The organism is Methylocystis sp., from assembly GCF_021731785.1.
Lineage (GTDB): Bacteria > Pseudomonadota > Alphaproteobacteria > Rhizobiales > Beijerinckiaceae > Methylocystis.
In genome coordinates this window covers 1-15,019 of the sequence record NZ_JAKFWS010000014.1, presented here as the reverse complement: position 1 = coordinate 15,019, position 15,019 = coordinate 1, and the positions used below count along the sequence as shown (strand labels likewise).

Here is a 15,019-nt window from a genome sequence, read left to right as displayed (position 1 = left end):
ACGCAAGCCACGCAAGCCCGTTCATTGCTGGTCACGCGCCCGAGCCGAGAACGAAGTCTCAAGACTTTTGAGTCCCGAATGCGCCTTTCGACGCTATGACCCTCACTTGAGCGTCTTGTTCGCCGGCGAAAGTCCGAGCACGTTATTCGTCTCAACCTTTATGTCGGCCTCTTCCGCGGATTTGATAAAGTCCTCTAGCGTCTCCAGGATGTCCTGATCGATGAAAGTGGCGCGCGTGCCGTCAATCATCAGAGAGCTATTTGTCTCGATGCTTTGGAGGTAACTCCGTAGCGATGCCCTATTGAGGAACGAAACGTCCTTCTGAAGAGGTAGGAGATAATTTCGACCGTCTTTCGTTAGGGCGAAGGCTCTATGATAATTGGCGCGCAGCACGAAGAAGAAACCAACGGCCATCCCCAACGCCATGCCTTTCAACAGGTCAGTCAGCAGGATCGCTATAATCGTAACTGCGAAGGGCGCGAACTGATTGAAGCCTTTCTTGTATTGCTCCATCGCGATCTTCGGCTTCGCTAACTTGTAGCCCGTGAGCAGCAGTACCGCCGCGAGGCACGCAAGCGGAATCATATTGAGTAAGTCAGGAAGGAATATCACGCTCAGCAACAGCAACGCGCCATGGATGAAGCTCGCCGCTTTTGTATGTGCCCCGGCGTCGATATTTGCAGAACTACGCACGATCACTGCCGTAAGCGGCAAGCCACCAAGCATTCCACTGAGAAAATTGCCCAGGCCCTGCGCTTTCAATTCCTGATTAGTCGGCGTTGACCTCTTGAGAGGATCGAGCTTTTCTACGGCCTCGAGACTAAGCAGAGTTTCCAGACTCCCGACCAGCGCCAGAGTCGCAGCAGTGATGTAAATTTGTGGATTTTGCCATTGGCTGAAATCCGGAAGGATGAGATGCCGCGCAAATTCAGACGGTCCGGAGACCATTGGCAATGTGACGAGATGCTGGCGGGCGATGCCAAAGGAAGGAAAGAAAGACTGCGCAACTGCGTTGTATGCAACGCCGAACAAAACCACGATCAAGGGCGCCGGGGCCAGTGCGAGCAGACGAAGACGCTTAACGCGGGACGTCTCCCATAAAAGCAGAATGGTTAGAGACACAATGCTCACGACCACGGCGCCAGGCGATATCGCCTTGAACGATTCGAAAATCGTGCGTAAGGGCATGCGATCGTCCGACTCGAGGAAGGACGGATCGCTCTCGGCTTCCACGTCATAACCGATGGCATGCGGGATCTGCTTCATGATGAGGATGAGGCCAATTGCGGCCAACATTCCCTTAATGACGGCGGAAGGGAAATATGCGCCTATCACACCAGCGCGCAGAAAGCCCATGGCGAACTGTAGCAGTCCCGAGAGCGCCACGGCGAGTAATAGACCTTCGAATCCGAGCTTCTCGATCGTCGTGGCGACGATTACTGTGAGGCCCGCAGCGGGCCCTGAAACGCTAAGTTGCGAGCCGCTGGCGATAGAGACCACCAAGCCGCCGATGACCCCGGCGATAACGCCCGAGAGTGGCGGCGCTCCGGAAGCAGTCGCGATGCCGAGGCAAAGTGGAAGCGCCACCAGAAAGACCACGACACCCGCCGGAATGTCGTGATCGAGGTGGCTGGAGTAATAGTGAAGATGCTGCTTCATTTATGTGGCTGTTTTCTACCGGGAGCGGGCTTAAATGATCGGCCAAAAGCAGGTGCGCCGAGTCGATCTTTTAGCAACGTCGCGTCAACGCAGCATCAGACAGGGCTCGATGATCAGCGCGCTTGCGCCCTCCCACGCGACGCCAATGCCTGACAAGAGAGCCAATGTCATCATGACCCTGTCCATGAAGAACATCGCGCCCGATCCGCGATTGCCGAAGGCGCGCGCCCTGGAATTCGCCGCGACCACGGCGACGGTCAGCACGATCAGCGCGACGGCCGTGACGATGATGACGCTAAACGAAACAACGCCTGGGGCGAGCGCGCCGAATGAGACGCCCAAGGCGCAAAGCAACGTGTGTCCGAGGTAGACGAGGGTGAGGTGGATCGCCCATACGATTGGGCCAAACAGAATGTAAAAGAGTGCGCCCGCCAGCGGCTCATGCGTTCCGTTCTTGTGGTCGCCGCCGTCCATCGCTTCACCCGATGATCCGCGGAAAGCCATTGACTAGAAGCAGGCCAAAAAGGCCTTGAGCGGCCGTGTAATAGGTCAGCAGGGCGGTGCTTTCGAAGGTCACACGACGCACGCAGTCCATCTTGCCGGTGAAATACCGCGCCAGTCCATACGCGGTCATGATGGCGACGGTGAAGGCCAGTTCCCCGGTCAGCACGCTCTCCATATAGACCATAGCGGCATATGAAGACTCCGTCGCGCGCAGACCGGTCTGCCAGTGGGCGTCAATCTCCACGACCACGGCGCCGACGAGGCACGCGGCGCCGATCAGCATGAGCGCGGGCGCCCAGGGATTCATCGATTGCGGCGCCGGCAGCAATCGGTCGGCCGTGACGAATGCGACGACGCTCGCTATCAGCAGCGCAGCCGAAAACGCCGCCCATTCTACTGACGGCGGCGGCGGGGAGCCCGTAGGAGGCCAGACCTGCGGATTGACGGTCCAGAGATAAAGGTAGGAGAAGACATAAGTGATATAGAGCGAGCCGGCGACCAGCATCAGGACGACCATGGCCCACCAAGCGTGCGATGTTGGCCCGGTGACATAGGTCGGCAGCCTGAAGCCGCCGCCGATGTCGACGGGTCCCTTCCCCGGGCCGCGATCCAACTCCCAAACCCAGACAAAGCACGACAGGATCGCGAGGACGCCGCAGAGAAGCGCCGGGGTTACAAGCTTGATCGTGAGCAGCAGAAAAAAAGCCGCCGTGAACGCCGCTGCGAAAAAATGGGCCCAGCCTGGACCGATCATGCGGATCACATATTGCGGGTCGCCCTCAATCGGAGAGGTCACGATCGTCTCGCGCCCGCCCGTTGGGGCGTTTGGCAAATAGTAGGCGCCGGCTTCGACGTCGGCCGCGAGATTCGGCTGATCCCACAGCGGCTCGCGGCTGGCGACATGTGGGATGCTGCGGGTCGAGTAGACGTCGGTCGCAAGCCACTCCAGCGTGCCCGCGCCCCAGGGGTTTTCCGGACCCTGTTCGCCCGGCCTTAAGCGCAAAAACAGATCGATCACGAAGAGAAGCACGCCAGCGGCGAGGATGAAGGCCCCGACGGTGGAAATCATGTTGAGCGCGTCCCAGCCCATCCCGCTCGGATAGGTCCACACTCGTCGCGGCATGCCCATAAGCCCGGTGATGTGCATGGGAAAAAAAGCGGTGTTGAAGCCTATGAACATGAGCCAAAAAACCCATCTTCCGCGCTTTTCCGACAACATGTTGCGGCTGACCATCGGAGCCCAATAGTAATAAGTCGCAAACAGCGGAAACACCATTCCGCCGACCAGTACGTAATGGAAATGCGCCACGACGAAGTAAGTGTCGTGGACTTGAAAATCGAAAGGCGCCACCGCCACCATCACGCCTGTAAGCCCGCCGATGACGAAAATGAAGAGAAAGCCGAAGACGAACAGCGACGGGGTTGTAATTTTGAAACGATCGCGTCCCGCGGCGATGGTGGCGATCCAGGAGAAGACCTGGATGCCCGAAGGAATCGCGATCGTCATGCTGACGGCGGAAAAGAAGCCCAGGCTCAGCGCGGGTATCCCCGTGCTGAACATGTGATGGACCCAGAGGCCGAAGCTGAAAAATCCGGTCGCGATAAGAGCAACGACGTTCAAACGATAGCCGACCAGGGGCGTCCGCGCCATCGTTGGCACGATCATCGAGACCAGGGCGGCTGCCGGCAGGAAGATGATGTAAACTTCGGGATGCCCGAAGAACCAGAACAGATGCTGCCAGAGCAGCGCGTCTCCGCCCTTCGCCGCGGTAAAGAAGGGCCAACCGAAGGAGCGCTCGATTTCGAGCAGCAGGGTGCCGAAGATCACCGCCGGAAACGCGAAGACAATCATCGCGGCGAAGATTAGCATCGCCCATGCGAAGAGCGGCATTTTGTCGAGCGACATGCCGGGGGGGCGCGTGCGCAATGTTCCCACGACAATCTCAATTGCGCCGGCGATCGCGGAAATTTCGATGAAGCCGATGCCAAGCAGCCAGAAATCGGCGTTGTCGCCCGGCGAAAACTCGGTCAGCGTCAGCGGCGGATACATGAACCAGCCGCCATTTGGCGCAAGGTCGACAAAGATCGTGAGGAAGAAGACGAGGCCCCCGATCACATAGGCCCAGATGGCGAAGGCGCTGAGCCTTGGAAACGGCAAGTCGCGCGCGGCCAGCATCTGCGGCAGAAGGATGACGCCCAAGGCTTCGATCGCCGGCACGGCGAAGAGAAACATCATCGTGGTGCCATGGACGGTGAATATCTGGTTATAGAGATTTTGGCCGATGAAGCTGTTGTCGCCTCTCGCGAGCTGCGTTCGCATGAGCAGCGCCAGCACCCCGGCAAGCAGGAAAAAAAGGAAAGCGGCCCCCATGTAGAAGAGGCCGATGTCGGTGTTGTTGACGGCGGTAAACATTCTCCAACCGCTGGGTCTTGCCCAAATGCGCTGTAATTCTTCGCGTTCGCCAGCCGGCCGAGGCGTCTCGCTGGGAAGTTTCGCGGGGGAGCGATCGGCGTCCATCACGGCGACTCATTGCGTTTGGCTGAGAAGGCTCCGGCCAACCGCGTTGGCGACGAGCGCCACCGCGCAATCCACGGCGCTCGCCACATAGTGCGCTTGCCATGTCTTACAATGTTAAATGGCCAACGCCGCCGCAGCGCGTCGCGCGAACAGGAACTCAATGGCGCAATTTGAATCGCATATGGCGAGACGACGATCATCGCAGGCTCGCGAGATAGTTCGACACGGCAGCGAGCTCGCTGTCGCTAAAAATGCCGTAAGGCGGCATCAGATTACCCGGTTTTATATGCTGATTGTCCTTGATCCAGCGCGCGAAGGCCGCTTCATCGTTCGGCAGCGTCGCGGCCGCGAGCGAAAGCCGTCCCCCGACATGGGTAAGGTCGGGTCCAATCGCGCCGGCGGCCGGGGTCCCGCGAATTGCATGGCAAGCGCCACAGCCGCTGGCCGCGAACAGGGTCATTCCCGCTAGCGCTTGGGGGGTGGGGGGCGCGCTGGCTGGCTCGGCTTCGTGGGCGAGCCATCGCTCGAACTCCGGCTGCGGGAGGGCGACGACGTAAAACGCCATGAGCGCATGCGCGCCGCCGCAATATTCCGCGCATTGTCCACGGCTTACGCCCGCTTCCTTGGCCATCAGCGTCAGGACGTTTTTGCGGCCCGGAATCATGTCGAGCTTGCCCGCAAGCTTCGGCGCCCAGAAGCTGTGAATCACGTCGGCGCTCGTCAGTTCGATTTCGACCGGCCGACCGACCGGGATGCGTAGCTCATTGGCGCTTTCAATTCGCCGCCCGGCGCTGTCCCGGTAGATGACGCGCCACCACCAACGCTCGCCCACGACGGCGATTTTGATAGATTCGCCACCGGGCCGGGAATCGCCGATGCTCGTTAGAACGAAGCCGTAGCCGAGCAGCGCCGTGAGCGTTGTGACCGGAAACACAATTCCGCCGGCGACTATGATTCCATCGCGACTGAGCCATCGACGCCAGCTCTCCGGTCCAAACAACGCCAGGGCTGTGACGAACATCACAAGAATAAGAATGAGGGCCGCGCCAATCGTCATGACCCAGAACAGCCCGGCGACGCGTTCGGCATCTATGCCTTGCGGGGCAAGCGCGGATTGGACGCCTCGACACGCCTCCAAAAATAGAGCGGCTACGACCGTCCCCATCCGATTCGCCCAAGTGGTTCGTCTCGTCATCGCGGCGATCCGACCGATTATCTTCGACGGACTGGCGCGCGGGGCGGCGCAGGGGGTGGCGGCGGGGGCGCTTCGGTTGGGACCTGCATCGTCGCGACGCTTTCAAAATAGGCGGCGAGGTCTTCGATTTGCTCATCGGTCAGCCGAGGCGCGATGGCCGCCATGATCGCTCCTTGAACCGTGCGATCGCGCAACCCTCGCCGCCATAATCGGAGCTGACCGACAATGTAAGCGGCGTGTTGACCTTCGAGCTTCGGAAAGGTCGCGGCGCTCTTGCCCGCGTGGCAGGCCAAGCATGGCGGAATGCCCTTCTCGGGAACCCCCGCCGTCGCGATCCGCCTTCCTCGTTCGATCTTTTCGGACATCAGCGGGGCGGAAGCCATCTTGCCGACGCTTCGGTGCTGAGCGTAATGCTTTGCAGCTTCGACGAGGTTCGCCTCATCGAGCTCGGCGGCGATCGGCTGCATGATTCCGCTCGACCGCAAGCCATTTGCATAATTGCGAAGCGACATTTCGAGATAGGCCTGCGACTGGCCGACGAGCTTCGGAACGAGACGATTTGCCGACGGCGACGATTCGGTTTCGTGACAGCGGTGGCATCTGGATAGAATTTCCGCCCGACTTCCAAGCGCCGCCAATTCGAGCATCCCGCTCCGCGGCGCCTCTGCTTCGCCGATGGCGAGGCGGCGGTATTCGGCGTCGCTCATTTTTGGCAAGGCGCGCAGGAATGCGACGACCGCCCATACCTCGTCATCTCTATTCTGCGCGACCCAGGCCGGCATGCCCGTGAATTTGAGTCCATTCTTGGCGATCCAGAACAGTTGCCCTGGAGTCCAGCTGGGCGCCGCAATCGGCAAATCCGCGGGTTCCGGGTACATTTGCTGGACGACAGGGTTTCTTGGATCTCCGGGCCCGCCGTGGCACGGCGCGCAGCCGCCGTGGTAATGCGCCCCGCCGAGCCGCACTAAATCGGGATCGTCGAGCGGCGGCGCGGAGATCAGCAGACTTTGCGTCTCGACCGATCGGCGCTTCACGAAATCGAGCAGCCAATGCGTGACGGCAAAATGCTGTTCGCTCGCCGCCACATTGTAGGCGCCCGACCAAACGAACAGCATGGCGCCAACGCCCAGCGTCACGACGACAGCACTGACGCAAATGGCAATCGATTTTGCGGCGGGAAGCGTCATCCGACGTCACCTCGGCGTCGGCGGCGCATGATCCAAATACGCCAGGCTCCGTCCTCTGGCGGTCGTTTCTAATTCTTGCAGCCATTTTGCTGCAATCGCGATCCCCGCCAGAACGTAGCAAAACGGGCAGGCTATCAGCATCAACAGGCCCGCGAGGCGCTGATCCGCAAGCAGTTCATCGCCATCGGACACCACATGGCCATGACCGACGTGAGCGTCTGCATATAGCAGGCGCGGCGCGAACAGCAGCAGCACGCCGAGCAGGCAGGAGAATTTGCCCGTCGCCAATAGCGCGACGACGCCGCGCCACCGAAAGACGCCTTTTTCGGAAAGAATCGCGAGCCAGAACGTGAGCGACGAAGCCAACAATGACGCCTGCATGAGCGCGTGTACGAGAGGCGTTCTCAAAGCCAGTCCCCAAAGATTGGGGGCGTGCCATGTCCAGAGCAGGGCAAGCTGCAGGACAGTAGCGGCGATTAAGACCCTAGCCGAAGCTGGCGCGCGGTCGCCGAAACGGGAGATGATCGCACTGGCCAAGGCTGGCGCCAAGGCGTTCATCAGCAGGATGTGCGAAACCATATGAGCGGCGCGCGGACCGAGCGGCAAAGCGATCAGCGGGAGTCCGAGCGCGAAATACGCCACCGCAGCGCCGGCTGCGAGCAGCCCGTTTCGAATTTGGATGCTCGACGCCAACTCCGCAACTCTGGACCGCGGCGTTGTCATCCCGATGCTCGGCGCGCTCGCTCTTTTCACGCATTCCTCCATCGGCCAATACGAACGCCGAAGAATAATGGAAGCCGAGTCAATATATTTAGCGGAAATCCATGGGGTCCAGCCCGCGGTAGGATTACAACGCCGCGTGTCACGGTGCACGCAAACGCAAGGAGAGGCCGCCCAATCTGTCTCGATGGCCCTGACGCCGGACACAGCGTAATGAACGCCGCAATGGCCAATTCATTGCTGCGGCGCATCGATGGCGCGCAACAATCCGCCTCCCATCCGAATTGCGCCGCGCTGGCCCCATCATGCCGTTGTGCAAAATGCCTAGAAAGGTGCAAACTGACGGCCCGGAGGCCGACATTCTTAAGGAGGTCGCAATGGTAAATTTTGGCATCTTGGCGACGCTTGAGGCGAAGATTGGCAAGGAGCACGAGGTTGCAACATTCCTGAAATCGGCGCTGCCCCTCGTGGAAGCAGAGCCGGGCACGGTGTCGTGGTTCGCGATCCGAATGTCGTCCAGCACCTTCGGCATCTTTGATGTCTTCCATGACGAAGCCGGCAGAGACGCTCATCTTGCTGGGGAGGTCGCAAAAGCGCTCATGGCGAAGGCGCCGGAGCTATTCTCACAGCCGCCGAAAATTGAGAAAGTTGACGTGCTCGCGTCAAAGCTGGGCTGATCGCGTAAAACGCCCCGACGTTGCATCCGAGCGGGTAGTTCGCGGCTTTGCTTATTACAGCTGAAGGTCTTTTGCTTCGCATCATCGACGAACAGGGCGTGCGCACGGTTCAGCCTCGGACGTGCGTCGAGTCCTCGCCACGCGAATATAGGATCGCCTTCGCGGAATTAGGATGCGCAGAGGTTTTAGAGCTAGTCGATTATCCGAGGGCTCTCGCGCGCAGCGGAGCCATACGCTGGCGCTCGTCGAATCCGAATGGAGTGATTTAGCAGTTGACGACCATCGCAACCCAAGAGAGTGAGCTGCTGAAGCCGGCATATGCGCGACGCGGGTTTCTTCCCGAAACCGATCCGCTAGCCGCATTTCCGTCGGATTCGCCTTATGCCGCGCTCGACGAAATTGGGCGCGATCTGCCCAGCCTCCTTTATGACAAAGGATTCCGAACCTATGCATGCGCCTTGCGCATTCCGAAGTGGGAAGAACCCATCTCGGAGACGACTCTTCCGCAGCTTCGCCTTTATTACGTGCGGGTCGGGTTTCTGGCCTCTGCCTATGTCAACCAAGTCGGTCAAGAGCCGGCTACGTCTCTTCCCAGCAATCTTGCCGAACCGCTCACTAATGCGGCGAAACGGCTCAGACGCCCGCCGATCCTCAGTTACGATGGCTATGCGCTGTACAATTGGAAACGCTTCCGCAAGGATGGGCCGATCGCGCTCGGGAACATCGACACGATCCAGAACTTCGTCCATTTGTACGACGAGCACTGGTTCATCTTGGTGCATGTCGAGATCGAGGCCATCGCGGCGGAGATTCTGTCAGCGATCGCGACGATCAAGCGCTGGCTGATGGATGATAATGCCGCTGATCTTAGCGTCGACCTTTGGCGCATCGAAAAGGCCATACGACGACAGGTAGAGGCGCTCAAGCGCATCCCAGAATACATGGATTCCAGGCTTTATTACAAGACCTTCCGGCCTTACATCCGCTTTTTTGAGAATGTGACTTACGAAGGCGCTGACCAACCCCCTGCGCATTTTCGCGGCGAGACAGGCGCGCAAAGCAGCATCATGCCGACGCTCGTCGCCTTTATGAAAATTCCCCACCGGCGGTCCGTACTTACGGATCATCTCGTCGATATGCGCAGATACATGCCAGCCGAGCATCGGGCGCTGATCGAGGAGGTCGAGGCCATGCCCGATATCCGCAGTCCAATGCATAAGGAGCCTTACAACGCCATTCTTGACGCGATGGTGGCTTTCCGCCGTGTCCATAACGGCTGGGCTGAGGAATACATCAATCGTTGGACTGATGACCCGCGCGGAACGGGCGGCACTCCCTATATGCAGTGGCTACGACAGATGCTGGACGAAACCGAGGCGCACTCTCTTTGAGCAGTGACGCAAGCTTGATCGAATCGGCGCCGCGCCTAAGGCGAGGCAGTAGGTGGAACTCGCGCATGAAAGCGATCGCGATCGATGATTACGGCGAAGCAGGCAATCTGAGCATGCGAGACTTGCCCGATCCGCAGCCACGCGACGAGGAGATACTCGTTCGTGTGCGAGCAGCCGGCGTGAACCCTTTGGATTGGAAAATTCGCCAGGGCCTATTGCGATTCTTCCTCCGCCTGCGCTTCCCTTATGTCTTGGGGTCGGATCTCGCCGGCGAGGTCGTATCGTCAGGCATGCTTGCCACAAAGTTCAAGGCGGGCGATCTCGTTTTCGGCTTCAGTGATCCGAGGCGGGGCGGCGGTTATGCCGAATTGGCGGTCGTGAAGCAGGCGACGGCAGCCTCGAAGCCCGAGTCGCTGGACTACGCCGAGGCCGCTTCATTGCCGGTCGCAGGTTGCGCGGCCTTGCAGGCTCTGCGTGACCTCGGCGACGTCTCCCGAGGCGCAAGGGTTCTCATCCACGGCGGGGCGGGTGGGGTCGGCCACTTTGCCGTACAGATCGCCAAAGCGCTTGGCGCAGTGACCACTGCCACCTGTGGCCCTTCCAATGTCGAGTTCGTCCGTTCACTCGGAACGGATGCGGTCATCGACTACCACCAGCGTGATTTTTTTGCTGATGAGGAAACTTACGACGTCGTCTTCGACGCCGTGGGCAAGAGTTCATTCTCCGCCTGCCGAAAGATTCTGGCGCCGGGCGGCATCTATATCACGACGTTGCCGAGCCCGGAGTTCTTCCTCTCGAGCGCCATTCAGAAGTTTGCGAAGATATTCGGCAGAGCCAAGCAGGCCAGGCTGCTCATGGTTCGTCCCAACAGCGACGATCTCGCGTATCTCGGTCAACTGGCGGACGAGGGAAAACTGAAGCCGGTCGTAAGCGTTAGGCTTCCCTTTGAACATGCAGCAGAAGCCCACCGCGTCAGCCAAGCGGGCCACGTGCGCGGAAAGATCGTCTTGGAGATATTTGATCACGCGCAACCTCGCCCGCCCGCCTGATTTGATTGCCTATGGAGCGAATTGTTGGAACCGGAATGTGATGCGGCTTTTCCGAGCACCTCGTTGTTGGGCAAGCCGTCCTGAGTGCTTTCACAGGGCCCGCGCGATTTCCTTGAAATGACTCCACTCGGTCGCCGGCCAAATCTCGGTCTGGGCGTGGCCAAAGGTTCGGATCAACATCGAAACCTTGCTTGCCGTCTCGATGTCCTTCGCGCGGAAGACATCCACGTAATCATAAAGCCCAAGAATGGCGTAGTTGCCGACCCATTCAACATCGGGGCATTCTTTGCGCACCCGCTCCATCGCCTTACGCTCCAATTGCTCGAGGGCTTTAGGCGATCGCACGGCCTCAGGGCTGAGGCGCGTCAACATGATAAACGTCGACATAGGGATATTTCCTCTTGATTGGCGAAATCAGTATCATCGTGCTGGCTCTTCCTCGGCAATTCGGACGAGCGCCACCATGTTGACGCCGCTACAGGCGAGCGCCAGTCCGCCATCGGACGTCGGGGTCATATTGCGGATGACGCCGCCGCCCGAAGGGACGGGCCACCTCTTGAACGTTTCGGTTTTCGGATCGAATCGCACCAGCATGTTCGGCGTAGCCGCCGACTCGGCGTACCAGATGATATCGTCGACCGCCGTAATCGCGTAAGGTCCGGATTCTCCGCCGCCAGGGGACGGCCATTCGGCGACCTTGCCGGTCGCGGGGTCCAATCTGCCGATATAGCCCCTATCGTAATCCGAATACCAAATGAGATCGTCGCTGGTCACCGCGATCCGCCGAGGCCTCGCCTGCGAATTTGGCAAAACGAATTCCGCGATCCGCATCGTCTCGGGATCGACACGCCCGATCTTGTTCGAGCCGAATTCGGCGAAGAACGGCGCGCCTTTGGAATTCACCACCAAGCCATAGGGAAGCGAATCTGCGGTTGGCGACGGTACAAGCTTGATCTCACCCGTCGCCGGATCGAGACGCCCGATCATATTTCCGCCGATCACGGTGAACCACAACGTCCCCTTCTGATCGAAGACCGGCGTGTGCGGATCGCGCGCCTTCGGATCGGGAAGCGGAAATTCTCGGATGTCGCCGCTTACGGGATCGAGCTTCCCGATGTAACCTTTGAAACTCGCCGTGAACCAAATATTGCCGCTTGCGTCGGAGACGAGCCCGTGCGGACCCGAGTTCGCGGTTTTCAGACGGTATTCCCGAAACTGCCCGGTCTTAGGATCAAAACGACCGAGCAGGTTGGCCATCTGTCCAGTGTACCAGATCGCCCCATCGCTCGTTGCGAGAGGATCGTGCGGGCGCGAGCCGGGCGTTGGCACGCGCCATTCCTTGAAGGCTACACGAATGTCTCGAACAACGACGCCTGCGATCGAAGCGTCACTTTGGAAGCCATTTCCAGTCGGCGAAACAACGCTCATTGCGACCGCGAGGGTCAGCAAAACTCGTTTTTTGCAGAACATCGGCGTTTTCCTCTTCTCGAGGCCTGTCGAGAATTAGAGGCGGATGTTCCCCTTTCAATCTCGCTGGACTACGACAGAGCCTATGCTGAATGCGCTTCGACTTGCGATTTCGTCTTTCTTCGAGTCGGCTTTCCCGGCCACTTATTGGTGATGGTGATCTTGCTCATTCTCCGAGGAATTTCTGATCTCGCTCTCCATCGCCTTGAATTGCTCAGCGGACAGTCGAGGCAGGCGCCGAACGAAGGCCACAATATTCCATATTTGCCCGTCCTGATGCGTGGGCCCGAATGCGGGCATTGCGGTCATTTTGACGCCATTCTTGATGATCCAAAACAGCTCCGCGCTGCTCCATCGCTCTGAAGTTTCGGCGAGATTCGGAGGCTCCGGTCGCAGGCCTTTGCTAATGTAACTGCGCTCTTTCCCCGGCGCGCTGTGGCAAATGACGCACATGACGTCATAGTCTTTAAATCCCTTTCTCGCCTGATCCTCGCTCCATGTTTCCGGCGACTCGTTCCCCGCGTGGACGCGCACCGAATTACGCATGGTCCAATTCAAGACGACGCGCATCAAAGCCGTGTGAGGCGCGGTTGCGGCGACGTTGTAAACGCCGCTGACGATGACGAGAAAAGCGCCGAGCGCGCTGACGATGAACGCTGTCACGAAACCAGCGAGAAACTTCATGGCGCACCTTCCCTGACAAGTCATTTATGAAAGGCATTAGGTACAAATCTAGCGGACTGACGTCGCAGAATCTACGAGGATGCGATCGATGAGCGGCGCTGGCGACTGCGCGCGGAGGTGCAGCAAGGGTTAAGGCGGCCATGGCGAAGAGCTTTAGGCGCAAGGCGCACTTGCCCAGCTCCTGATCTTGGAGATGCTGCTTCAATCCGCAGTTCGGTCGACCAATGGCCCTTGTAGTAGCTCGGCAATCATGCGCGCTGCGGCGGCATGCCGTTAACGACGATGTGGCCCCTCTTTTCGTCTCCTTCGACGATGCAATGCAACCGCAGCAGCGCGATTCGTTATCGGCGCCCCGCGCTGCACCGAGCGGCCGCATGGCAAGAAGCTTAAAGCGGACGTTGCTCTTGGAACAGCTGACTCGTCGCGGCCCTCTGGTCTAGCAGTGTAATTGCAAATGGCCCTTGTCGATCCACGGCCACCATTGGGAAACACAGGGTAAGAGAGGCAAGCGGTCACTTGCGAAATCAAGGTCCGCGAGCATTATATTGGCGCGACCGCGCCATATGCCGTTCCGTAAAAAAAAAGGACGGAGACACATAAGGTCCTTACAAGCCCGTTCCCGAGGGGCACCACAGGGCCATGCACAATCTTTGCATCGACGGCGCCGCCAAGACGCTGGACTTCTACAAGCGCGCTTTCAGTGCGGTAGAAACCGAGCGGGTCGATATGCCAGCTGACAAGATCGGGGCGTGCTGAGATCATGATCGGCGACTCGCCCATCATGTTCGCCGACACTGATGATGGATTAGGGCGTGCGCGGCAGTCTTCATAGACCCTCGGCTGGGCGCCGGGCCAGTCGGCGCAGTTAGGCAATCCGCGCATCGTCACACTCATGCGGGCCGGGGTTGAGGAGGAGTTCAGATGAAAGGACTGGAAGGAAAGGTTGCGATCATCTCCGGCGGCGCCACGCTTATCGGCGAGAGCTGCGCTTCGGTGCTCGCGGGCTACGGCGTCAATGTGGTCATCGCCGACATAAACGAGCCGGCTGGCGAGCGCGCGGCGCAGGAAATTGGCGCGAAAGCGAGCTTCGTGAGGGCCGACATAACGAGCGACGCCGACATCGCCGCGCTGGTCGCGAAAACCGTCGAATGTCACGGCCAACTCGATTTCCTGGTCAACGTCGCCTGCACGTATCTCGACAATGGCGCCGACACCACGCGCTCCGATTGGCTGAAGGCGTTCGATGTGAACATTGTAGGGTCCGTGATGCTGATGCAGGCTGCGCGGCAGCATCTGAAAAAGAGTAAGGGCGCGATCATCAATTTCAGTTCGGTCTCGGCGCGAGTCGCCCAGATTGGGCGCTGGGTCTATCCAGCTTCAAAGGCCGCAATTCTGCAACTGACGCGCAGCCAGGCGCTCGACCTGGCGCCCGACGGCATCAGGGTCAACACAGTGTCCCCTGGCTGGACCTGGAGCAACATCACGAGGTAGTTGACCAACGATGACCGCGCAAAGGCCGACCGGGTTGCCGCTCCCTTCCATCTTTTGCGCCGGGTGGGCTTTCCATCGGAAGTAGCCGAGGCCGTCGCCTTCCTGCTTTCGGCTTCCGCGAGCTTTATCACCGGCGCCGACATCCGGGTCGATGGCGGTTACACAGCGATGGGCCCGGAACGATCCGATCCCGCGATACCGCTCCTGATGGAATGATGGCGCCCTTAATGCGTTGAACAATTGCAAAGGAAATGGCGATGGGCGCTCGGAAGATCACGATCCTCGGCGGGGGGCAGGCTGGCCTGCAGCTGGCCTGCCGCCTCCTGCAAAAAGGCTATGAGATGAAGGTGGTGCAGAATCGCACGGCCGAAGCCATTCACACCGGCCGGGTGATGTCGAGCCAATGCATGTTTGGACAAGCGCTACAACACGAGCGCAACATCGGCCTGGATTTTTGGGCCAAGGAATGCTGTCCTC

Annotated in this window: 12 protein-coding genes and 2 pseudogenes; 5 read left to right on the top strand and 9 right to left on the bottom strand. The window is 59.5% G+C overall.

The genetic code is table 11. The features are described from left to right. Positions 1–102: 102 nt before the first annotated feature. The 6 genes from QZ964_RS03155 to QZ964_RS03130 form a co-directional block, all read right to left on the bottom strand. Complete coding sequence (locus QZ964_RS03155) at positions 103–1,659, bottom strand: SulP family inorganic anion transporter (protein WP_292528718.1); 1,557 nt, start codon at positions 1,657–1,659, stop codon at positions 103–105. A gap of 84 nt (positions 1,660–1,743) precedes the next feature. After that, positions 1,744–2,163: a hypothetical protein gene (locus QZ964_RS03150; RefSeq protein WP_292528716.1), complete on the bottom strand. Its 420-nt coding sequence runs from the start codon at positions 2,161–2,163 to the stop codon at positions 1,744–1,746. Next, positions 2,138–4,681, bottom strand: a complete 2,544-nt coding sequence (gene ctaD / locus QZ964_RS03145) for a cytochrome c oxidase subunit I (RefSeq protein ID WP_292528714.1) — start codon at positions 4,679–4,681, stop codon at positions 2,138–2,140. The genes QZ964_RS03150 and ctaD overlap by 26 nt, the downstream gene beginning before the upstream one ends. A gap of 196 nt (positions 4,682–4,877) precedes the next feature. Next, entirely contained in the window at positions 4,878–5,846 is a 969-nt protein-coding gene (gene coxB, locus QZ964_RS03140; RefSeq protein WP_292528712.1) for a cytochrome c oxidase subunit II, read from the bottom strand. 47 nt (positions 5,847–5,893) lie between these two features. Next, the gene (locus QZ964_RS03135; RefSeq protein WP_292528710.1) at positions 5,894–7,063 is read right to left on the bottom strand and encodes a c-type cytochrome; all 1,170 of its coding nucleotides are present in this window, start codon (positions 7,061–7,063) and stop codon (positions 5,894–5,896) included. 6 nt (positions 7,064–7,069) lie between these two features. Beyond that, a complete protein-coding gene (locus QZ964_RS03130; protein ID WP_292528708.1) occupies positions 7,070–7,786 on the bottom strand; it encodes a cytochrome c oxidase assembly protein in 717 nt (238 codons plus the stop codon). Between the two features lie 374 nt (positions 7,787–8,160). On the opposite strand from QZ964_RS03130, the gene QZ964_RS03125 reads away from it, so the two are divergent. From QZ964_RS03125 to QZ964_RS03115, 3 genes are all read left to right on the top strand, one after another. Further along, positions 8,161–8,460: an antibiotic biosynthesis monooxygenase gene (locus tag QZ964_RS03125; RefSeq protein ID WP_292528706.1), complete on the top strand. Its 300-nt coding sequence runs from the start codon at positions 8,161–8,163 to the stop codon at positions 8,458–8,460. A gap of 272 nt (positions 8,461–8,732) precedes the next feature. Continuing rightward, positions 8,733–9,851: a hypothetical protein gene (locus QZ964_RS03120; RefSeq protein ID WP_292528704.1), complete on the top strand. Its 1,119-nt coding sequence runs from the start codon at positions 8,733–8,735 to the stop codon at positions 9,849–9,851. 65 nt (positions 9,852–9,916) lie between these two features. Continuing rightward, positions 9,917–10,900, top strand: a complete 984-nt coding sequence (locus QZ964_RS03115; protein WP_292528702.1) for an NAD(P)-dependent alcohol dehydrogenase — start codon at positions 9,917–9,919, stop codon at positions 10,898–10,900. Positions 10,901–10,990: 90 nt separating this feature from the next. Here QZ964_RS03115 and QZ964_RS03110 read toward each other — a convergent pair whose 3' ends face one another. From QZ964_RS03110 to QZ964_RS03100, 3 genes are all read right to left on the bottom strand, one after another. Then, positions 10,991–11,287, bottom strand: coding sequence for a GYD domain-containing protein (locus QZ964_RS03110; RefSeq protein ID WP_292528700.1), 297 nt, complete (start codon positions 11,285–11,287; stop codon positions 10,991–10,993). A gap of 33 nt (positions 11,288–11,320) precedes the next feature. Then, the gene (locus QZ964_RS03105) at positions 11,321–12,229 is read right to left on the bottom strand and encodes a hypothetical protein (RefSeq protein ID WP_292528699.1); all 909 of its coding nucleotides are present in this window, start codon (positions 12,227–12,229) and stop codon (positions 11,321–11,323) included. A gap of 282 nt (positions 12,230–12,511) precedes the next feature. Next, positions 12,512–13,051: a cytochrome c gene (locus QZ964_RS03100; RefSeq protein ID WP_292528697.1), complete on the bottom strand. Its 540-nt coding sequence runs from the start codon at positions 13,049–13,051 to the stop codon at positions 12,512–12,514. 921 nt (positions 13,052–13,972) lie between these two features. Here QZ964_RS03100 and QZ964_RS03095 point away from each other — a divergent pair. Beyond that, positions 13,973–14,758: pseudogene (locus QZ964_RS03095) on the top strand (SDR family oxidoreductase). A 41-nt stretch (positions 14,759–14,799) separates the two neighbouring features. Then, a pseudogene (locus QZ964_RS03090) lies at positions 14,800–15,019 on the top strand (FAD-binding oxidoreductase); the annotation flags it as partial.